Here is a 20,508-nt window from a genome sequence, read left to right as displayed (position 1 = left end):
GCGACCGAGCAATGCTCGCTCAGTAACAAAAAAGGCCTCCCGAAGGAGGCCTCTCGCTCACGCGGCTTTCGCCGGCGCGACTGGATCAGCAGCTGTAGTACAGCTCGTATTCCAGTGGGTGTACGAAGGTGCGCACTTTGATTTCTTCTTCAGATTTCAAAGCGATGTAAGCGTCGATGAAGTCGTCGCTGAACACGCCGCCTTTGGTCAGGAACGCGCGACCCTTATCCAGCTCTTCCAGGGCTTCTTTCAGGCTGCCGCAAACTTGTGGAATCTCTTTCGCCTCTTCAGGCGGCAGGTCATACAGGTTCTTGTCAGCAGCATCGCCAGGGTGGATCTTGTTCTGGATGCCGTCCAGGCCAGCCATCAACAATGCAGCGAACGCCAGGTATGGGTTGGCTGCCGGGTCCGGGAAACGTGCTTCGATACGACGGCCTTTAGGGCTGTTGACGTAAGGAATACGGATCGAAGCCGAACGGTTACGGGCCGAGTAGGCCAGCATGACCGGTGCTTCGAAGCCTGGAACCAGACGCTTGTACGAGTTGGTTGCCGGGTTGGTGAAGCCGTTCAGTGCCTTGCCGTGCTTGATGATGCCGCCGATGAAGTACAGAGCGGTGTCGGACAGGCCGGCATAACCTTCGCCTGCGAAGGTGTTCTTGCCATCTTTGGAGATGGACATGTGAACGTGCATACCCGAACCGTTATCGCCGTACAGAGGCTTGGGCATGAAGGTAGCGGTGCGGCCATAAGCGTCGGCAACGTTGTGCACGACGTATTTCAGGGTCTGAACTTCGTCAGCCTTTTTAACCAGCGTGTTGAATTTCACGCCGATTTCGTTCTGGCCAGCGGTTGCCACTTCGTGGTGGTGAACTTCGACGACCTGGCCCATTTCTTCCAGGGCGTTGCACATTGCGGTGCGGATTTCGTGGTCGTGGTCGAACGGTGGAACCGGGAAGTAGCCGCCTTTAATGCCTGGACGGTGGCCCTTGTTGCCGCCCTCGATGTCAGCGTCGGACATCCACGAACCTTGTTCGGAGTAGATCTTGAACATGGAACCGGAGATGTCGGACTTGAATTTCACTTCGTCGAAGATGAAGAATTCTGGCTCAGGGCCGGCGAATACTGTGTCACCGATGCCGGTCGACTTCAGGTATTCCTCGGCGCGGTGAGCGATGGCACGTGGGTCGCGATCGTAACCTTGCATGGTCGAAGGTTCGATGATGTCGCACACCAGGATCAGGGTAGGCTCCTCGGTGAACGGATCCAGGACGGCGGTTTCGTCGTCCGGCAGCAGGATCATGTCGGAGGCTTCGATGCCTTTCCAGCCCGAGATGGAGGAACCGTCGAACATTTTGCCGACTTCGAAGAAGTCGTCTTCCAGCGCATCGCGGGCCGGCATGGTCACGTGGTGCTGAGTGCCTTTGGTGTCCGTGAAGCGCAGATCAATCCACTTAACGTCATGATCTTTGATGAGTTGAACCGACTTCGACATGTTGTCCTCCGGGGTGGATTAGGGCCTGAGTAGTGGTTGGCCCTTCAATTTGGGTGATGCCGGGCGCGATACTCGACCAAGGCAACCTGCCTCACAAGGGAGCAATTTGCATGCCAGTGCCCTGTGTTGGGTTTCCCAAGGGAATACTTGCCTTTAAGCGCGTTAAACGTCGCATATTTGAAAAACGACGCACACTTATGGTGCTAAGTAATTGTATACAGGGCCGTTTTGGTGCGCAGGCGATTGACCGTACGATAACTGGTTAAACCTTGAGCAATTTCCGCTATAATCCGCGCCCCCCTTTTTCGACCGGGACCTAGCGCGCTGTTTTCATGAAATTAATCGTCAAAGTCTTCCCAGAAATCACTATCAAAAGCCGGCCTGTGCGCAAGCGCTTCATCAAACAGCTGGCCAAGAACATCCGCACGGTGCTCCGCGATCTGGACCCGGCGTTGGTGGTGGATGGCGTGTGGGACAACCTTGAGGTCGAAACCAGGGTCGAGGATGTCAAAGTCTTGCGCGAGATGACCGAGCGTCTGAGCTGCATGCCCGGCATCACGCACTTTCTGCAGGTTGACCAGTACCCGCTGGGCGACATGGAAGATATCTACGAGAAGTGCAAGTTGCACTTCGGCGATGCAATTCCCGGCAAGATATTCGGCGTGCGCTGCAAGCGGGCCGGTCATCATGACTTTAGCTCCATGGACGTCGAGAAGTACGTCGGCAGCAGGTTGCGCCGTGAATGCAACGCCGCCGGCATCTCGCTGAAGGCGCCGGAGGTCGAAGTCAGAATCGAAATTCGGGACCAGCGTCTGTTCGTGATCCACAGCCAGCACGACGGCATGGGCGGTTATCCGCTGGGTTCGCTTGAACAGACCCTGATCCTGATGTCCGGTGGCTTTGACTCCACCGTGGCGGCGTACCAGATCATGCGTCGTGGCCTGATGAGCCACTTCTGCTTCTTCAATCTGGGCGGACGTGCTCACGAGCTGGGCGTGATGGAAGTCGCGCACTTCATCTGGAAGAAGTACGGCAGCTCCCAGCGGGTGCTGTTCGTCAGCGTACCGTTCGAGGAAGTTCTGGGAGAAATTCTCGGAAAAGTCGATAACAGTCATATGGGCGTAGTATTGAAGCGTATGATGTTGCGCGCCGCGACAAACATTGCCGACCGGCTGGAAATCGACGCGCTGGTCACCGGCGAGGCGATTTCCCAGGTGTCCAGTCAGACGCTGCCCAACCTGTCGGTCATCGACTGCGTGACAGAGAAGCTCGTCCTGCGACCGCTGATCGCCAGTCACAAGCAGGACATCATCGACCTGGCCGATCAGATCGGCACCGGCGATTTTGCCCGGCACATGCCCGAATACTGCGGTGTGATTTCGGTAAATCCGAAGACCGCCGCCAAGCGCAACCGGGTCGAGCATGAAGAAAAGTCGTTCGACATGGCCGTGCTCGAGCGTGCGCTTGAAAACGCTCGTCTGGTTCCGATCGATCGCGTGATCGAAGAGTTGGGGCAGGACGTTCAGATTGAAGAAGTCAGTCAGGCACTGGCCGGGCAAGTCGTCATCGACATCCGTCACCCGGATGACGCTGAAGATCGCCCGCTGGACCTTGCTGGCATTGAAGTACAAACGCTGCCGTTCTTTGCATTGAACAGCCGTTTCAAGGAACTGGATGACACGCGCCAGTACCTGCTCTATTGCGACAAAGGCGTCATGAGTCGCCTGCATGCTCATCATTTGCTCAGTGAGGGGCATGCCAATGTGCGCGTTTATCGACCGAGCTAAGTGCCCGGGGCTGTTTGCCTGTGGCTTGCGTCACCGGCCCCCCGACACCAGTCGTCAGCCGTAACGGCTTTCGCCGGCTCTACCGTTCATAGCTGCCTACAATCAGGCAGCTGACCGAATCCTCTGATCGAGATACACAAGTGATCGAAAATCTACGCAACATCGCCATCATTGCTCACGTTGACCACGGTAAAACTACCCTCGTTGACAAGCTCCTGCGTCAATCCGGCACCCTGGAACGCGGCGAGCTCAACGATGAGCGCGTGATGGACTCCAACGACCAGGAAAAAGAGCGTGGTATTACCATTCTCGCGAAGAACACCGCGATCAACTGGAATGGCTACCACATCAACATCGTTGACACCCCGGGCCACGCCGACTTCGGTGGTGAAGTAGAGCGCGTGATGTCGATGGTTGATTCCGTTCTGCTGCTGGTCGACGCTCAAGACGGCCCTATGCCGCAAACCCGTTTCGTGACCAAGAAGGCGTTCGAAGCCGGCCTGCGTCCAATCGTGGTCATCAACAAGGTCGACCGTCCAGGCGCGCGTCCGGACTGGGTTCTGGACCAGATCTTCGATCTGTTCGACAACCTGGGTGCCACCGAAGAACAGCTGGACTTCAAAGTCGTTTACGCCTCTGCGCTGAACGGTATTGCCGGTCTGGAACACACCGCCATGGCCGAAGACATGACCCCGCTGTACCAGTCGATCGTCGACAACGTACCTGCGCCGAAAGTCGATCGTGATGGTCCGTTCCAGATGCAAATCTCGGCACTGGACTACAACAGCTTCCTGGGCATCATCGGCGTTGGCCGTATTGCCCGTGGCAAGGTCAAGCCGAACACTCAGGTTGTGGCAATCGACGCCAACGGCAAGCGCCGTAACGGCCGTATCCTCAAGCTGATGGGTCACCACGGTCTGCACCGTGTAGACGTAGAAGAAGCTGCTGCCGGCGACATCGTCTGCATCAGCGGCTTCGAAGAGCTGTTCATCTCCGACACCCTGTGCGACCCACAGAATGTTGAAGCGATGAAGCCGCTGACCGTCGACGAACCTACCGTATCCATGACCTTCCAGGTCAACGATTCGCCTTTCTGCGGTCGAGAAGGCAAGTTCGTCACCAGCCGTAACATCAAAGAGCGTCTGGACAAAGAGCTGCTGTACAACGTTGCTCTGCGCGTTGAAGAAGGCGACACCGCTGACAAGTTCAAGGTTTCGGGCCGTGGTGAGCTGCACCTTTCGGTACTGATCGAAACCATGCGTCGCGAAGGCTTCGAAATGGGTGTTGGTCGTCCTGAAGTGATCATCCGCATGGTTGATGGCGTCAAGCACGAACCGTTTGAAAACGTCACCATCGACCTGCCGGAAGAATCGCAGGGCTCAATCATGGAACAGATCGGTATCCGTAAGGGCGATCTGACCAACATGGTTCCGGATGGCAAGGGCCGTGTTCGCCTTGAGTACAACATCCCGGCACGTGGCCTGATCGGCTTCCGTAACGAGTTCCTGACCCTCACTTCCGGTGCAGGCATCCTGACCTCGATCTTCGACCGTTACGACGTGATGAAGTCGGGCGACATGTCCGGCCGTCAGAACGGCGTGCTGGTTTCGGTTGCGACCGGTAAGGCTCTGACTTACTCGCTGGAAACCCTGCAAGCTCGCGGCAAACTGTTCCTGGGCCACGGCGAAGACGTGTACGAAGGTCAGATCGTCGGTATCAACAGCCGCGACAACGACCTGGGCGTCAACCCAACCAAAGGTAAGAAGCTCGACAACATGCGTGCTTCCGGTAAAGACGAAACCATCGCTCTGGTTCCGCCTATCCGCTTCACGCTGGAACAAGCGCTTGAGTTCGTTCAAGAAGACGAACTGTGCGAAGTGACGCCGAAGTCGATCCGCCTGCGTAAGAAAATTCTTGGCGAAAGCGAGCGTACCCGCGCTGCCAAGAAAAGCGGCAACTGATTAGCTTTTAGTCAGCCGTAAAAAAACGCCCCCGACCGCAAGGTCGGGGGCGTTTTTGTTTGTGTGGGTTTGGTTTAGCCGATGTCGGTGCCGCAAGCCTAAGGCGCTCAAAACGGCCTCTTCCCGGCTAAAGCCGGTCCCACTGAAGCCCGCGCGCCTTTGGTAGGACCGGCTTTAGCCGGCAAGGCGTACGCGAACCCTATAGAGGCTTTAGAACTTCAACGGCACCCGGCCGGAGTTCGAATTCAGCGTACCGGTGCTTTCGCGCACAACTTCCTTTGGCTTGTAAGCGCAATAACCCGGGCGCGGGCCGATCTTCGGATGGTTGCGGCAGGTGTCGGGGCGCTTGTCGTAGATCGTGCACAGACGGCTCTTGCGATCCAGGTACAGGCAATCGTTGTTGCTCATGCGCTGTAGCGTGAAGATCCCGGACTTTTGATTGAAGCGCTCGACGATCCCGTCCTTCTGCAGCCGCTTGGCGATGTTCTTCGGGTTATCGCCCTGTTCGAACTCGTCAACGATGCCGATACGGATCAGGTCCTTGATCTTCACTTCCACAGGCAGCGTGCAGCAGCTGGAAACGCAGCCTCCGCACATATAGCTGGAGTATTTCTGCCAGGTCTCGATGCGGTCGAGTTCTGCAGCGGCGATCAAGGTGGGTTTCATGCGCGTGTGCTTCCGGGTGTATCGGGCGCGCGATCATACCGGTCCGCGCGCAATTCCCCTACCGCAAAATCATTGAAGCGACTGTCGGCTGCCGCCCGGCAGATCATTCCTGCGGCCCAATTCAGACCAGCACGGTCTTCGCCAGCGCCTCGACTTGCTCCTGGCGCTCGCTCTGATTCAGCTTTGCCCCCGGATTCAGCGACGACCATTGCGGATGCGCTCGCGCCTTATTCAGCGCTTCCGGCAGCTTGCCTTCGCGCCAGGTCTTGTCGAGGGGCGCGGTGAGTTTGATGCTCTCCATTGCGGCATGGCCGCGCACCTCCAGCGCTTGCAGCAGTTGCCTTTGGCGCAGCGCCAGCAGTCGCAGCACGGCATCGTCGACAGTCAGTTCGCGCTGACCCTTGAACTTGTCCATCAGCCGGCCGCCGTAACTGCGCGCGGTTTGCAGAGCGCCGCCGGCAATCGCGCCGACCAGTGCCGCCGCACCCAGTGTGATGCCGCCGACCAGCAAGTCCACCCCGGCACCTGCCGCCGCACCCGCAGCGATACCGCCGCCCACGCGCACGCCAAGCAACTTCAGGGTTTCGGGATTGAACAGATCATCCCCCCAGCGGCCATCCATCAGCGGCAAATCGCTGGCCGAGGCGTCTTCACGACGAAACGCGTAGAGCTTGAGCAGCGACTCGACGCAACGCTGTTCGCGCTGGCGCACGGCTTTGCGCAGATCATCGATGGCGACCTGCACCTGACCGGAATCCGTCGCAACACTTCGGCGGCAGGCCGCGCAGTCCAGCAACAGTTCGGAGATCAGCCTGGCTGCGCTTTGCTTGCGGGCGTCACGCTGGGCCTGTTGATCTGCGATGAGACGCTCAAGTCTTCCCCGTGAGGTTTCCAGCAACAGGGCCAGGCTTTCATAGAGACGGCGTTCGCCATCTTCGGGCGGGGCGACGCTGTCAAAACGCACCAGCGCATGCAGGCCAAGACGCGCCAGCGCTTCACGCCAGTCGGGTTCACGCTGCTGCGCACTGCTGACAAAATTGAGCACGGGCAGCAACGGTTTGCCGCAACTGGCGAGCACGGCAAGCTCGTCGCGGTACTTGGCAAGCACCGGCTCTCGCGCGTCGATTACGTAAAGACCGGCGTCGGAGGCGAGTAGCTGGCGCAGCACTTTGGCCTCCTGCTCGAAACGCTGGCGCGCCTCGCTGCCTTCAAGAAAGCGTCCGAGCCGCGCCGGCCCATCAAGGCGTTCGCCGGGTCGGTCCAGTCGCTCGAGATAATCAAGCAGGGCGATGGCGTCTTCCAGGCCGGGCGTGTCGTACAGCTCCAGGAGTGCCTCGCCGTCCACCGACAATCGCGCGCCTTCGACGTGTCGGGTGGTGCTCGGTCGGTGGGAGACTTCGCCGAAGCCGACATCGCGGGTGAGCGTGCGCAACAGCGACGTTTTACCGACGTTGGTGTGCCCAACCACGGCCAGTTTCAGTGGTCGAATCGCGTCCTTGTCAGTCATGTCCGCTCTCCAGCCAGGTCATTGGCGCACTGTCGGTCCAGTGCAGTTCAAGCTGCTGCAACGCCGTGTGCCAATCTTCCAGTCGGTCGGCGTCCAGCGCCTGTCCGGCGGGGGCAGGCAATAGCCAGATGCGCGTCGCGGTGGCGCACCGCGCGAGTTCGGCAATCAACGCCAGGCTGCCGCGGTCCGGCGAGCGACGTGGGTCACAGGCGATGGCAAGTCGCGCAGGCGGATAGCGGGTCAATTGGTCGAGCAGCGTACGCCGTGATTCCCGGGAGTCGAGAATGCCGGCGTTCACCACGCTGTCGGGAAGCTCGGGCGGCCACGGCTGCTGATTGTCCAACTCGATGGCGACCAGCAGCGCGCCCTGACTTTCGTTCGCCGACGGACCGGAGGTGACCGCGTGAAGCTCAGGGGGCGCTCCATCGTTGATGCCCAGCCGTTCACTGCTGGGCATCAAGCGCTCGCGCAGCTCGACGAAACCGGGATGGCTCAGATCCAGTGCCAACCTTTGTCGACCCACGCGCCATCGCAGGTAACACAGCGCCGTTAGCAACAGGCGCGGGAGAATGCCGAACACCACCAGCACGCCGACCAGCCATCCGGCCCAGGCCTGACGGGCGTTTTCGATGGCGAGCGCAGTGTCTCCGCTGGCGCGGATCATCGATTCGGTCGGCACGCTGAAACCGAGAAGCGAGGGTATCGCTCCCAGGCCTCGGGTCAGGCTGACAAAAGTGTCGCTGCCTAGAATGGTGGTTTCCCAGACGAAGCCGTAGCGCCGCGTCGCCATCAGCAACAGCAGCAGCGTCAAGGCGCTGAGCAGGGTGAGCAGCCACAGGCCATTGACGCAGATTCCCAGCACCCAGCGATTCAGACGTCTGCGTTGCAGGAGCAAAATCAGCGCGGGGGCCAGTTGCGCGGCTTGGGCGTCGCGCGCCAGTTTCTCGCTCAGCCACATCCAGAGGCGACCGAGGCCGGCGGTGCTTTCTCCGGCAAAGAGCAGGCCCATGGCCCAGCTTGCCAGCAGAATCAGGTTAAGCCCGAGCAGGCTGCCCAGCGCCCAGAACACATTTACGGGCGTCTGTCCGTCGCCTAGCGCAGCGAACGCCAGTCCGGCGCCGCTGACCACCGCGAACACCGCCAGCACGATCAGCGCAAGGCGTGCGCCTTGTTTCCAGTGGTGCAGGGCCTTGAGCATGCCGTCACGTTCGGCAAGCCACAGGGCGCGGTGTTTGATCCGGGTTTGCAGGTCGCCCCCGCTGGCGCGTGCGCGGCGGGTGGCTTCCTCATCTTCAAGCGCGCCCGCGTGTTCTTCACGCAGCCGCACGGCTTCGGTCAGCCAGAGTTCATCAAGGGGAGTCAGTGCAGTCACGCGGCGTCTCGTCGGTAAAGTCGTGGGTGAGCATAACCGGTGTGGCTGCGATCGCGCAGCGAACGGGTATCGGTGCTTGGACCGCGTGGCGAGCGAATGTGCTGGGGCAGGGCGCTCTGATATCCTCGCGCCATGAAAAAACATCTCCCCCTGAGCTTGATCGCCGCACTCGCTGAAAACCGGGTCATCGGCGTCGACAATTCCATGCCCTGGCACCTGCCGGGGGATTTCAAATATTTCAAGGCGACCACGCTGGGCAAGCCGATCATCATGGGTCGCAAGACCTGGGATTCGCTGGGCCGTCCGCTGCCAGGCCGGTTGAATCTGGTGGTCACGCGCCAGCAGGATTTGCAGCTTGAGGGCGCCGAGGTTTTCACTTCTCTGGAAGCGGCGGTGGATCGCGCTGAAGAGTGGGCCGCCGAGCAGGGTGTCAGCGAAGTGATGCTGATCGGCGGCGCCCAGCTTTACGGCCAGGCCCTTGAGCACGCTGACCGCCTGTACCTCACTCGCGTGGCGTTGAGTCCTGAAGGTGATGCGTTGTTTCCGGAGTTTGACGAGGGCCAGTGGACGCTGGTTTCGAATACAGAAAACCCGGCGCTGGATGACAAGCCTGCGTACAGTTTCGAGGTTTGGGAGCGGGCCTGATATCGCTATCGCGAGCAAGCTCACTCCTACAGGGCAAACGCGGTCAACTGTAGGAGCGCGCTTGCCCGCGAATGCGTTGTGTCTGCCATCCATCAATCGCCTGACACGGCGCGCTCACCAGCAAGCCGGCTCAGGTTTGAGAAGGGTCAGCCCTGTCACAAATCCGTCGTTTTCATGTCATCTGTCGCGAATGATGACCAAGGTGACGCCATCAGAACAGACGCTGTCGCTGACGCATCCAAACAGTCATGGCTTTTTGTTACGGTCCTCCTCGAACCAAAAAAGGGGGAGGAGATCACCATGAAATTCGTACCAACATTATTGGCCACCGCACTGTGTGTCGGGCTTGCCGGACAGGCATTGGCCACCGAGCTGACCCACTGGCCCGCGCCCGCCGCCAAACAGCTCAACGCCATGATTGCGGCCAATGCCAACAAAGGTAATTTTGCCGTTTTCGACATGGACAACACCAGCTACCGCTACGACCTGGAAGAGTCGTTGCTGCCGTTCATGGAAAACAAGGGGCTGATCACCCGCGACACGCTCGATCCTTCCCTCAAGCTCATCCCGTTCAAGGACACCGCCGACCACAAGGAAAGCCTGTTCAGCTATTACTACCGGCTTTGCGAAATCGACGACATGGTCTGCTACCCGTGGGTCGCGCAGGTGTTTTCCGGCTTCACCCTCAAAGAACTCAAAGGCTATGTCGACGAACTGATGGCCTCGGGCAAACCGGTGCCGAGTACGTATTACGAAGGCGACGTGGTCAAGACCATCGAAGTGCAGCCGCCCAAGGTCTTCACCGGGCAGGCCGAGCTGTACAACAAGCTGATGGAAAACGGCATCGAGGTCTATGTCATGACCGCGGCCTCCGAAGAGCTGGTGCGCATGGTCGCCGCAGATCCCAAGTACGGCTACAACGTAAAGCCGCAGAACGTCATCGGTGTGACCACGCTGCTGAAGAACCGCGAGACAGGCGAACTGACCACTGCGCGCAAGCAGATCACCGCCGGCAAATATGACGAGAAAGCCAACCTCGGCCTGGAGCTGACGCCTTACCTGTGGACCCCGGCGACGTGGATGGCCGGCAAGCAGGCGGCAATTCTGACCTACATCGATCAGTGGAAAAAACCGGTACTGGTGGGCGGCGACACCCCTACCAGCGACGGTTACATGCTGTTCCACAGCGTCGACGTCAGCAAAGGCGGCGTTCATCTGTGGATCAATCGCAAGGACAAATACATGACTCAGCTCAACGGCATGATGAAGACCAACGCCGAGGCTCAGGCCAAAGAGGGCTTGCCCGTCACGGCGGACAAGAACTGGGTGATCGTCAAGCCGGAAGACATTCAGTAAGCCGTCTCATCGCGTGGCACGGTGATTTGCCGTGCCGCGCTCTGTCAGGCCCATAACCTGCGGTACGCGCCGTCGGCATCGTGTTCGTCAGCCTGCTTCGTGGTGTTGAAGCGCCGACCGCCCCTCGGGTCCGTTCCGTAGCCGGCGATATAAAGCCAATTGCCCTGATTGCTGTAGACGTCGTAATCCACCAGCTGCGCCTCGAACCACGCAGCCCCGGCGCGCCAGTCGCCCTTGAGATCGAAGATCAGGTAACTGGCGACGATCTGGCGCATTCGGTTGGACAAATACCCCGTCGCCGCCAATTCCCGCATACCCGCGTCAATCAATGCCTCTCCGGTTTCACCCCGACACCAGCGCGCAAACCCCTGCGGGTTGTGGCCCGGTTCGCTGCCACCTTTCAGGCCGCTGGCGCGGTACAGCAGACGACCATATTTCAGGTGCAGCAAGCGGAAGTAATCGCGCCACAGCAACTCGAAATAAATCCAGTACGTGCTGTCGTTGGCACCGTATTCGGCCTCGAAAGCCTTCAGTGCCTGGTCAATCTGCGGTGCTGACAGCGAACCCCGCGCAAGCCAGGGCGAAAACTTGGTCGAGTCGTCTACTGCGCTCAGGTTGTTGCGCGTGGCTTTGTAGCTGTTCGCCAGACCCCGGCGGAAATACTGCTGCAGATGTTCGATAGCCGTCTGCTCGCCGCCGTGGTAAGCCTGATTTTGATACGGAAATGCCGAGCGGGAATCCAGAAGTGCAGGCGCGTGCAGCGTGACCGGTTCGAGGCTCAAGCCTTGGGGCAGCGCAGGGAATTGTCATTGGCGTCGGTACGACGACACGTGGTGCAGAGTGGGCTTTTTCCACAAGACGCCGAAAGCTGCTGAACACATCAGGCAGTTCCTCGACCGCCATCGGCAACTCATCCGGCGAAAACAGCGTCGACTGCCAGTGATCTTCCACGGTCAATCCTGCGGCTCGAAGGGCGTGAACTTCAGCCTCCTCTTCCGGCGCCGCGATGCGTTCGCAGACGATCGTATCGATACCCAGATCGTGGGCCAAGGCGACAAGTCGCTCAACCGGATCACCTCCAATCTGCATCAACCCACTGCCGCGAACGCGCAACTGCTCGGCCAGTGCGCTGACCGCTGATTGCTCGAAATACTGGTGATGGGCGCCAATGCGCTCGAATCCCCACTGCGTTGGACCCGCTGTCGGCGCGCAATACACCGGCAGCAACAGGCGAGCCTGCTCGCAGGCCTGAGTGAACGCGGGGTTGTCGGCAAGTCGAAGGTCCTGACGAAACCAATAGATCAACGTATTCATGTGAAAGTCTCAGCGTCTATGGATCAAGGCCTTGATCAGTGGGTACAGGACGCGGTCCTTTTTCCGGTCGAGCGAAGAGAAGCTAAACAGGATTGCACTTTTGAGCCATAGTCTTGCAAGTAAAAGACTGGAAGGGACTTAAATGAAAGCGTTGTCGCTGTCTTCGTCGCCAAGGTACGTCGCCCTGCTGGGCTATGGTGGTCTGCTGCCGTTCGTTGGGCTGCTGTTGCTGATCCTGTTTTCAGTCCAGTACCGCCCTTTCCTGACGCAAGCGCTGGTCGCTTACGGAGCCGTGATCCTGAGCTTTGTGGGCGCGCTGCATTGGGGGTTTGCCATGACCCTGCAAGGCTTGGATGCCGATCAGTGTCGCGGGCGGTTCATCTGGAGTGTCATCCCGGCGCTGATCGCCTGGCCTGCTCTGTTATTGCCGGCACCACTGGGGCTTTTGCTGTTGATTTTCGGTTTCGTCGCGCACTACTGGCAGGACCGACGTCTGGTGAAAGCCGCAACACTGCCCGACTGGTATTTGCCGATGCGTCTGCGTTTAACGTTGGTCGCCAGTCTTTGCCTGCTGCTGGGGGCGATCACTGTGGCCATTGGCGCATGAAACCGCCCGTGTCCGGTTCTGTTGGCGGCGAAACTGAAGGCCCGGGTTGGAGGTTGAACGCATGTTCGAGCCTTACCTCCTCTAAGCGGCTGGCAGACAAAAAAACACCCCGACATGCGGGGTGTTTTTCAGTGCGGGGTGATGCTTACGGCACCAGCTTGTCCAGCATCGCCTTGTCACGCACGGCACCTTTGTCGGCGCTGGTTGCCAGCAGGGCGTAGGCCTTGAGGGCGGTGGTCACTTTGCGCGGGCGCGACTCAACAGGTTTCCAGCCTTTCTTGTCCTGCTCGGCGCGACGTTCTGCCATTTCTGCGTCGTCGATCATCAGATTGATCGAGCGATTCGGAATGTCGATCAGTACCTTGTCGCCGTCACGCACCAGACCAATTGCGCCGCCGGCTGCGGCTTCAGGAGAAGCGTGGCCGATGGACAGGCCGGAGGTCCCGCCCGAGAAACGCCCGTCGGTCAGCAGCGCACAGTCTTTGCCCAGGCCTTTGGATTTCAGGTACGACGTCGGGTACAGCATTTCCTGCATGCCCGGGCCGCCTTTCGGGCCTTCGTAACGGATGATCACGATGTCGCCGGCCTTCACCTCGTCGGCCAGAATGCCGCGCACGGCGCTGTCCTGGCTTTCGAAAATCTTGGCGTTGCCTTCGAACACATGAATCGACTCGTCCACACCGGCGGTTTTCACCACGCAGCCGTCCACTGCGATGTTGCCGTACAGCACGGCCAGGCCGCCTTCCTGGGAGTAGGCGTGCTCGACGCTGCGGATGCAGCCGTTCTCGCGGTCGTCGTCCAGGGTTTCCCAACGGGTCGACTGGCTGAAGGCCGTCTGGGTCGGGATACCGGCAGGGCCCGCTTTGAAGAAGTGATGCACCGCTTCGTCGTCAGTCTGGGTGATGTCCCACTTGGCGATGGCTGCTTCCATGGATTTGCTGTGCACGGTCGGCAAGTCGGTGTGCAGCAGGCCGCCACGGGCCAGCGAGCCCAGAATGCTGAAGATGCCGCCGGCGCGGTGGACGTCTTCCATGTGGTACTTCTGGATGTTCGGTGCCACTTTGCACAGCTGAGGCACGCGGCGCGACAGGCGATCGATGTCACGCAGGTCGAATGCAATCTCGGCTTCCTGAGCAGCGGCCAGCAAATGCAGGATGGTGTTGGTCGAACCGCCCATGGCGATGTCCAGAGTCATCGCGTTTTCAAAAGCCTTGAAGTTGGCGATGTTGCGCGGAAGCACCGAGTCGTCGTTATCTTTGTAGTAGGTTTTGCACAGGTCGACGATGGTGCGGCCGGCCTGCAGGAACAGCTCTTCGCGATCGGAGTGAGTCGCCAGCGTCGAGCCGTTGCCCGGCAGCGCAAGGCCAAGGGCTTCAACCAGGCAGTTCATCGAGTTGGCGGTGAACATCCCGGAGCACGAACCACACGTCGGGCAAGCGCTGCGCTCGTACTCGGCGACTTTCTCGTCGGAGGCGGTAGGGTCGGCGGCAATGACCATGGCGTCGACCAAATCCAGGCCGTGGCTCGCGAGCTTGGTCTTGCCGGCTTCCATCGGACCGCCGGATACGAAGATCACCGGAATGTTCAGGCGCAATGCAGCCATGAGCATGCCGGGGGTGATCTTGTCGCAGTTTGAGATGCAGACGATGGCATCGGCGCAGTGGGCGTTGACCATGTACTCGACCGAGTCGGCGATGATCTCGCGGCTTGGCAGCGAATACAGCATGCCGTCATGGCCCATGGCGATGCCGTCATCCACCGCGATGGTGTTGAATTCCTTGGCGACGCCGCCTGCTCTTTCGATCTCGCGCGCCACCAGCTGACCCAGATCCTTCAAGTGGACGTGGCCCGGCACGAACTGGGTGAACGAGTTGGCGATGGCGATGATCGGCTTTTTGAAATCGTCGTCCTTCATGCCCGTGGCACGCCACAAAGCGCGCGCGCCGGCCATATTGCGGCCGTGGGTGGACGTTTTCGAACGGTAATCAGGCATTGGAACACTCCGGCTAATCGGCTGAATGAGGAAGGGAGTGAGCTTCTAGTGACGTCGTGTGCAAAAGGCAGTGACCGGATGCAGCGAAGAAACCGAACGATACGGGATCACCGTACGCCCAGCCTGAGCTCATAAACCCGCCGGGGATGACTGGCGATGAATAGCGGTGATTCTACACCTGTGGGGGCGGGAGGGAATGGTGGGAAGTGGCGGCTGTCAGGTCTCAGGGCTGATTCGGGTGCTCTGGTGACTTTCAGGGCTTTTCGCGGGCAAGCGCGCTCCTACAGTTGACCGCGTCTTCTGCTGGCCACATCGTCTAGCGGACAACGCGGACAACGCGGACAACGCGGACAACGCGGACAACGCGGACAACGCGGACAACGGAAACGTCGCGGGCCTGCGCGGTCGGTGTAGGAGCGCGCTTGCCCGCGAAGGCGTCAGTCCAGGCGCCACATCAGCTGTTGGGTAACAACCGGCAGGTGATGCTTTTGATGTAGCGTGTTTCGGGGATTGCGGGGTGGACCGGGTGGTCCGGGCCCTGGCCGCCGCGCTCGAGCAACTGGATGTTGCGGTCCAGGTGGCGGGCGCTGGTGAGGAGGATGTTTTGCAGGTCGTCCTCCGGCAGGTGCATCGAGCAGGAAGCGCTGACCAGAATGCCGTCCTTGCTGAGCAGACGCATGGCTTGCTCGTTCAGGCGGCGGTAGGCGCCTTCGCCGTTTTTCATATCTTTCTTGCGTTTGATGAACGCGGGCGGATCGGCGATGATCACGTCGAAACGCTCCTCAGCCGCTTTCAGCTCCTTCAGCGCCTCAAACACGTCGCCTTCGATGCAGGTGACCTTCTCTGCGAAACCGTTCAGTGCCGCATTGCGCTCCACACCGTCCAGCGCAAAGGCAGAAGCATCGACGCAGAACACTTCGCTGGCGCCGAACGCACCGGCCTGGATGCCCCAGCCGCCGATGTAGCTGAACAGATCCAGCACGCGCTTGCCCTTGGCGTACGGCGCCAGGCGCGCGCGGTTCATGCGGTGATCGTAGAACCAGCCGGTCTTCTGGCCTTCCATCACCGGCGCTTCGAACTTCACGCCGTTTTCTTCCAGCGCGACCCACTCCGGCACCAGACCGAACGCGGTTTCAACGTAGCGGTTCAGCCCTTCGGCGTCGCGAGCAGCGGAGTCGTTCTTGAGCAGAATGCCACTTGGCTTGATCACTTGAATCAGCGCTGCGAGCACGTCGTCCTTGAGCTGCTCCATGGCCGCTGACGCCAGCTGCACCACCAGAATGTCGCCAAATCGATCCACCACCAGACCCGGCAGCAGGTCCGAGTCGCCGTAGACCAGGCGGTAGAACGGCTTGTCGAACAGACGCTCGCGCAGCGACAGGCAGACATTCAAACGATGAACGAGCAGCGATTTATCGAGGGGCAGCTTGACGTCGCGGGACAGCAAACGTGCGCAGATCAGGTTTTGCGGGCTCATTGCCACGATGCCCAGCGGCTTGCCGCCCGCAGCTTCCAGAATGGCTTGAGCGCCCGGAGCAAAGCCGTTGAGCGGGGTGGCAGCGACGTCGATTTCGTTGCTGTAGACCCACAAATGACCGTTGCGCAAACGGCGATCGGCGTTGGGCTTGAGGCGCAAGCTAGGCAGGGACATGACGTCGCTCCGGAAAAAAGAGCGGGAGTATAGCGCGTCAACCGGCTGGCGGGCGCGCCGTGCTCGATTACCGTCTGGCTGTCCGTCGGATCCGTTGAATCGTCATCCAGTTGTCGACGCATGGCCGCGAGGGGTTAGAATCGTGGCCTGACCCCGAGTGTGAAGTTATGTCCCAAGAGCTTACGTCCGAGCAGATCCAGCAGGCGTTACAAGGCATCAGCGTTCCGCCCCAGCCGCAAATCATGGTTGATTTGCAGATGGAGCAGTACATGCCCGACCCTGACCTGGGTGCCATCGCCCGGTTGATCGCCCAGGATCCGGGGCTCTCCGGCGCGCTGCTGAAAATCGTCAATTCCAGCCATTACGGCCTGAGCAATAAAATCGCCTCGATTCAGCGGGCGGTGAATCTGCTCGGCAGTCGCTCGGTCATCAACCTGATCAACGCGCAGTCGATCAAGGGCGAGATGAGCGACGAAACCATCGTCGTGCTCAACCGTTTCTGGGACACCGCCCAGGACGTGGCGATGACCAGTCTGACGATCGCCAAGCGCATCGGCTCGCAAACAGTCGACGAATCCTACGCGCTGGGTCTGTTTCATGACTGCGGCGTGCCGCTGATGATCAAGCGGTTCCCTGATTACATGAGCGTGCTCGAAGAAGCCTATTCCAACGCCACCGCTGAGTGCCGTGTGGTCGACACCGAGAACAGGCTGCTGAATACCAACCACGCCGTTGTCGGTTATTTCACCGCCAAGTCCTGGCGTTTGCCTGAACATGTCAGCAACGCCATTGCCAATCACCACAATGCGCTGGCGATTTTTCAGGACGACTCGGGTCGCAATGCGCCGCTGAAAAACATGCTGGCCATCTTGAAAATGGCCGAGCATGTCTGCGAATCCCACCGCGTTCTGGGCAACGAGCCTGTCGACCACGAGTGGAACAGCATTGGTCATCTGGTCCTCGACTACGTCGGTTTGTCCGGCTACGACTTCGAAAACCTCAAAGAAAGTATTCGTGAGCTGAGTGCGCACTGACCCTGCGCGCCTGACCTCACCCTTCATCGAGCGGCCCCATGCCTGAATTACCTGAAGTCGAAACCACCCGTCGGGGCATCGCACCGCATTTGGTGGGCCAGCGCGTGAGCCGCGTGATCGTTCGTGATCGGCGCCTGCGCTGGCCGATCCCCGAAGACCTTGACGTGCGCCTGTCGGGGCAGAAAATCGTGGCCGTCGAGCGACGTGCCAAGTATTTGCTGATCCAGGCGGAGGTTGGCACCTTGATCAGCCATCTTGGCATGTCGGGCAATCTGCGCCTGGTGGATGCCGGTCTGCCGCCGCTCAAGCACGAGCACGTCGACATCGAGCTCGAGTCAGGCCTGGCCTTGCGCTACACCGACCCTCGGCGTTTCGGCGCCATGCTCTGGAGCCTCGATCCGCTCAACCACGAATTGCTCGCGCGCCTCGGGCCGGAACCGCTGACGGACGTGTTCGACGGACTGCGGCTGTTCGAGCTGTCCCGCAGCCGGGCGATGGCGGTCAAGCCGTTCATCATGGACAACGCGATCGTCGTGGGCGTCGGCAATATCTATGCGACCGAAGCACTGTTCGCCGCCGGCATTGATCCGCGCCGCGCCGCCGGGAGTGTTTCCAAGGCGCGCTATATAAAGCTGGCGATTGAAATCAAACGCATCCTGGCTGCAGCCATCGAGCGGGGCGGCACGACGCTGCGTGATTTCATCGGCGGGGACGGCCAGCCCGGCTACTTCCAGCAGGAATTGTTTGCATACGGCCGCGGCGAGCAGCCGTGCAAGGTGTGCGGGACCACGTTGCGAGATGTGAAGTTGGGTCAGCGAGCCAGCGCTTACTGCCCCAAGTGCCAGAAGTAGTTGCCGATAGAAGCAGCTTTGTCCGCCGCAATTACACACCGCCCTGCGATCCCCATGGTTTATCCGAACCCTCCTACAGGGCGTGTGTCGTCAGTGAGACACGCCGCCCCTTGCGTAAGCCCTCGCCCTGTTTATAGTGAACAGCTTCATATCTGCCTTAGCCTGAAGGACCATGCCATGAGCCCGTTTCGCATGCTTGCTGCCACCCTGGCCGTGTTCTTCGGCTTGCAATTCACGCCTGCGCTGGCTCAGGACGCGACCGGCAGCGGTGATCCCGTCTACGAAATCGAAAGCCCTCCCGCCTACGCGATGATCGGCGACCTGCTGATTGCGCGGCCGATTCTCATCGCTGCCACCATCATTGGCGCCGGGTTGTTTGTGGTTGCACTGCCGTTCACCGCTGCAGGCGGCGGCATTGGCCGCACCGGCAAGGCGCTGGTGGTAGATCCGGGCAAGGCGGCATTCGTTCGCTGCCTGGGCTGCACCGGCGACGGTTACGGCAAACAGGACTGATCCGCGCAGGTACGCATCAGCTTCAGCGCGCCATCGGGTTTGAAGGTCGTTGAAACACCAATGCCACGCGGGTCACTGGCCGCTTCGACCCGGGCACTGTTCTTGTGCCACAACAGCACCTGCTGATTGCCGAAATCCTTCGCTGTCTCCTTCAGCGCGTAACCGCGCTCGCGCAGGTCGGCCAGTTCCTGCTCCGTGAATGTCCCCGGCTCGTACTCGACCACATCCGGCGTGTACTGGTGGTGATAGCGCGGCGTCGCTGCCCAGCTGGCAACGGGCTGATCGTCCAGGTACTGCAGCATCGACAGCAGCACCATGCTCGGGATGCGGCTGCCGCCCGGCGTGCCGAACGCGGCGAGCGATTGCGGGCCTTCGATGAAACTCGGGCTCATGCTCGACAGGGGCCTCTTGCCCGGCTCGATGGTTTTGGCGTGACCGCCGGCTGAGGCCGAATTGCCCTGACCTTTGGGGTCGATAGCAAAGTCGTCCATCTCATCGTTGAGGAGGATCCCGGTGCCGGGCACGGTAAACGCTGAGCCGAACGGCAGGTTTAGCGACAGTGTCGCCGTCACGGCGTTGCCTTGGTTATCCAGTACGGCGAAATGGCTGGTGTTGTCGCCCTCACGCCAACGCGGCGCGGGGGGCAGGGTGTTATTGGGCGTGGCGCGGTGGGGATCGATGCTGGTGGTCAGCTGCAGCAAGTAGTCAGTGGAAAGCAGTTGAGCCACCGGGTTGGGCACGAAATCCGGATCGCCCAGCAACACGCGATCACGGTAAGCGCGGCGCAGCACCTCGATCACAAAGTGCGCCCGCTGGATTTTCTCTGACTCCCGCCACGGCAGCTGTTGCAACATGAACAGGCTCTGCGCCAGAGCGATGCCGCCTGCCGAGGGCGGCGGTGCGCTGATCAGCTCCCGTTGATCGGCCATCTGGACGCGCAGAGGCGTGCGCGTGATGACCTCATATTCTTCAAAGTCGTGGTAATTCCAGACGCCCCCGGCGCGACGCACGCCACTGACCATCGCCTGCGCCACCAGGCCGCTGTAGAACCCTGAGCGGCCATTGTCGGCAAGGCGTTCGAGCGTCTGCGCCAGCTCCGGCTGGGTAATGACGTCACCCAGGTTCGGCACGTCGTTGTTGCGCAGGAACAGGCGCGCGCTCTCCTTGTTGTTGCGCAACGCGAACAGCCGCCAACTGGCGCGCTCGCGATAAACGCTGTCCACCTTGAAGCCGCGGTAGGCGACCCGGATCGCCGGCGCCAGCGAGATCGAAAGCGGCAATCGGCCATAGCGTTCGGCCAGTTCGACCAACGCAGCAGGAAGCCCCGGAATGGCGGCCGCGAGAGGTCCGTTCAGGGACAGGTCCGGCTGGAGGATGCCGTTGCGGTGGAACATCTTGGGTTTGGATTTGAGTGGCGCTTTTTCGCGTGCGTCCAGAAACTGATACTGAACGGGGTCGCCGGATTGGCGCAGCAGGAAGAACCCGCCGCCGCCGAGGCCCGACCCGTAAGGTTCAACGACGGCGAGGGTTGCGCTGATGGCAATAGCGGCATCGAATGCGTTGCCGCCGTCGACCAGGATTTCCCGGCCGGCGGCGGTGGCAATGGGGTGCGGGCTGGCAATGGCGGCCTGATCAGGGTGATCGGGGCTGGCCTTGGCCGAAAAAGCGCACAGCAGAAATACTGCGCCTGAAAAAACAGGTATCCGTTCCAGCATAGAGATCATGCGTATCTCGCTCAATTCAACAGGCGTTATAAGCC

16 protein-coding genes and 1 pseudogene are annotated in these 20,508 nt (G+C 60.3%); 8 read left to right on the top strand and 9 right to left on the bottom strand.

Features of this window, described 5'->3' with window-relative positions; all coding sequences use genetic code 11:
• Positions 1 to 85: 85 nt before the first annotated feature.
• Entirely contained in the window at positions 86 to 1,492 is a 1,407-nt protein-coding gene (gene glnA, locus EC919_RS17320) for a glutamate--ammonia ligase (protein WP_037018763.1), read from the bottom strand.
• 332 nt (positions 1,493 to 1,824) lie between these two features.
• Here glnA and thiI point away from each other — a divergent pair, with 332 nt between their 5' ends.
• Entirely contained in the window at positions 1,825 to 3,279 is a 1,455-nt protein-coding gene (gene thiI, locus EC919_RS17310) for a tRNA uracil 4-sulfurtransferase ThiI (protein ID WP_133775637.1), read from the top strand.
• Between the two features lie 140 nt (positions 3,280 to 3,419).
• Positions 3,420 to 5,240, top strand: coding sequence for a translational GTPase TypA (gene typA, locus EC919_RS17305; RefSeq protein WP_133775636.1), 1,821 nt, complete (start codon positions 3,420 to 3,422; stop codon positions 5,238 to 5,240).
• 210 nt (positions 5,241 to 5,450) lie between these two features.
• Here typA and EC919_RS17300 read toward each other — a convergent pair whose 3' ends face one another.
• The 3 genes from EC919_RS17300 to EC919_RS17290 all read right to left on the bottom strand — a co-directional run bounded on the left by EC919_RS17300 (position 5,451) and on the right by EC919_RS17290 (position 8,785).
• Positions 5,451 to 5,906: a YkgJ family cysteine cluster protein gene (locus EC919_RS17300; RefSeq protein WP_074890161.1), complete on the bottom strand. Its 456-nt coding sequence runs from the start codon at positions 5,904 to 5,906 to the stop codon at positions 5,451 to 5,453.
• A 121-nt stretch (positions 5,907 to 6,027) separates the two neighbouring features.
• Positions 6,028 to 7,413, bottom strand: a complete 1,386-nt coding sequence (locus EC919_RS17295) for a GTPase/DUF3482 domain-containing protein (RefSeq protein WP_133775635.1) — start codon at positions 7,411 to 7,413, stop codon at positions 6,028 to 6,030.
• Positions 7,406 to 8,785, bottom strand: a complete 1,380-nt coding sequence (locus EC919_RS17290; protein ID WP_133775634.1) for a DUF2868 domain-containing protein — start codon at positions 8,783 to 8,785, stop codon at positions 7,406 to 7,408. The genes EC919_RS17295 and EC919_RS17290 overlap by 8 nt, the downstream gene beginning before the upstream one ends.
• Before the next feature lie 132 nt (positions 8,786 to 8,917).
• Here EC919_RS17290 and EC919_RS17285 point away from each other — a divergent pair, with 132 nt between their 5' ends.
• Complete coding sequence (locus tag EC919_RS17285) at positions 8,918 to 9,430, top strand: dihydrofolate reductase (RefSeq protein ID WP_133775633.1); 513 nt, start codon at positions 8,918 to 8,920, stop codon at positions 9,428 to 9,430.
• A 300-nt stretch (positions 9,431 to 9,730) separates the two neighbouring features.
• Positions 9,731 to 10,786, top strand: a complete 1,056-nt coding sequence (locus EC919_RS17280; protein ID WP_133775632.1) for a haloacid dehalogenase-like hydrolase — start codon at positions 9,731 to 9,733, stop codon at positions 10,784 to 10,786.
• 44 nt (positions 10,787 to 10,830) lie between these two features.
• Here the strand turns inward: EC919_RS17280 and EC919_RS27440 are convergent, their stop codons facing one another.
• Both EC919_RS27440 and EC919_RS27900 read right to left on the bottom strand, forming a co-directional pair.
• Complete coding sequence (locus EC919_RS27440; RefSeq protein WP_243842278.1) at positions 10,831 to 11,568, bottom strand: FAD-binding domain-containing protein; 738 nt, start codon at positions 11,566 to 11,568, stop codon at positions 10,831 to 10,833.
• Between the two features lie 103 nt (positions 11,569 to 11,671).
• Positions 11,672 to 12,100: pseudogene (locus EC919_RS27900) on the bottom strand (deoxyribodipyrimidine photo-lyase); the annotation flags it as partial.
• Between the two features lie 142 nt (positions 12,101 to 12,242).
• Here EC919_RS27900 and EC919_RS17270 point away from each other — a divergent pair.
• On the top strand, positions 12,243 to 12,707 hold the full coding sequence (locus tag EC919_RS17270) for a DUF3429 domain-containing protein (protein ID WP_133775631.1): 465 nt from the start codon (positions 12,243 to 12,245) through the stop codon (positions 12,705 to 12,707).
• Between the two features lie 145 nt (positions 12,708 to 12,852).
• On the opposite strand, the gene ilvD is transcribed toward EC919_RS17270, so the two are convergent.
• Entirely contained in the window at positions 12,853 to 14,700 is a 1,848-nt protein-coding gene (gene ilvD / locus EC919_RS17265) for a dihydroxy-acid dehydratase (RefSeq protein WP_133775630.1), read from the bottom strand.
• 454 nt (positions 14,701 to 15,154) lie between these two features.
• Positions 15,155 to 16,351, bottom strand: coding sequence for a class I SAM-dependent rRNA methyltransferase (locus tag EC919_RS17260; RefSeq protein WP_074890181.1), 1,197 nt, complete (start codon positions 16,349 to 16,351; stop codon positions 15,155 to 15,157).
• A gap of 167 nt (positions 16,352 to 16,518) precedes the next feature.
• Between EC919_RS17260 and EC919_RS17255 the strand changes: the two genes are divergently transcribed.
• The 3 genes from EC919_RS17255 to EC919_RS17245 all read left to right on the top strand — a co-directional run bounded on the left by EC919_RS17255 (position 16,519) and on the right by EC919_RS17245 (position 18,749).
• Positions 16,519 to 17,385, top strand: a complete 867-nt coding sequence (locus EC919_RS17255; protein ID WP_133775629.1) for an HDOD domain-containing protein — start codon at positions 16,519 to 16,521, stop codon at positions 17,383 to 17,385.
• 38 nt (positions 17,386 to 17,423) lie between these two features.
• On the top strand, positions 17,424 to 18,236 hold the full coding sequence (gene mutM / locus EC919_RS17250; RefSeq protein WP_133775628.1) for a bifunctional DNA-formamidopyrimidine glycosylase/DNA-(apurinic or apyrimidinic site) lyase: 813 nt from the start codon (positions 17,424 to 17,426) through the stop codon (positions 18,234 to 18,236).
• Between the two features lie 177 nt (positions 18,237 to 18,413).
• Positions 18,414 to 18,749 (top strand): multidrug transporter, encoded by a 336-nt coding sequence (locus EC919_RS17245; protein WP_065991088.1) that lies wholly within the window; start codon positions 18,414 to 18,416, stop codon positions 18,747 to 18,749.
• On the opposite strand, the gene ggt is transcribed toward EC919_RS17245, so the two are convergent.
• A complete protein-coding gene (ggt, locus tag EC919_RS17240) occupies positions 18,731 to 20,473 on the bottom strand; it encodes a gamma-glutamyltransferase (protein ID WP_133775627.1) in 1,743 nt (580 codons plus the stop codon). The two genes, EC919_RS17245 and ggt, sit on opposite strands and share 19 nt — an antisense overlap.
• Between the last annotated feature and the right edge of the window lie 35 nt (positions 20,474 to 20,508).

It is taken from the genome of Pseudomonas graminis, from assembly GCF_004364335.1.
GTDB lineage: Bacteria > Pseudomonadota > Gammaproteobacteria > Pseudomonadales > Pseudomonadaceae > Aquipseudomonas > Aquipseudomonas graminis_D.
Note: the sequence above shows the minus strand (reverse complement) of the source record. Positions and strands in the feature narration are given on the sequence as shown.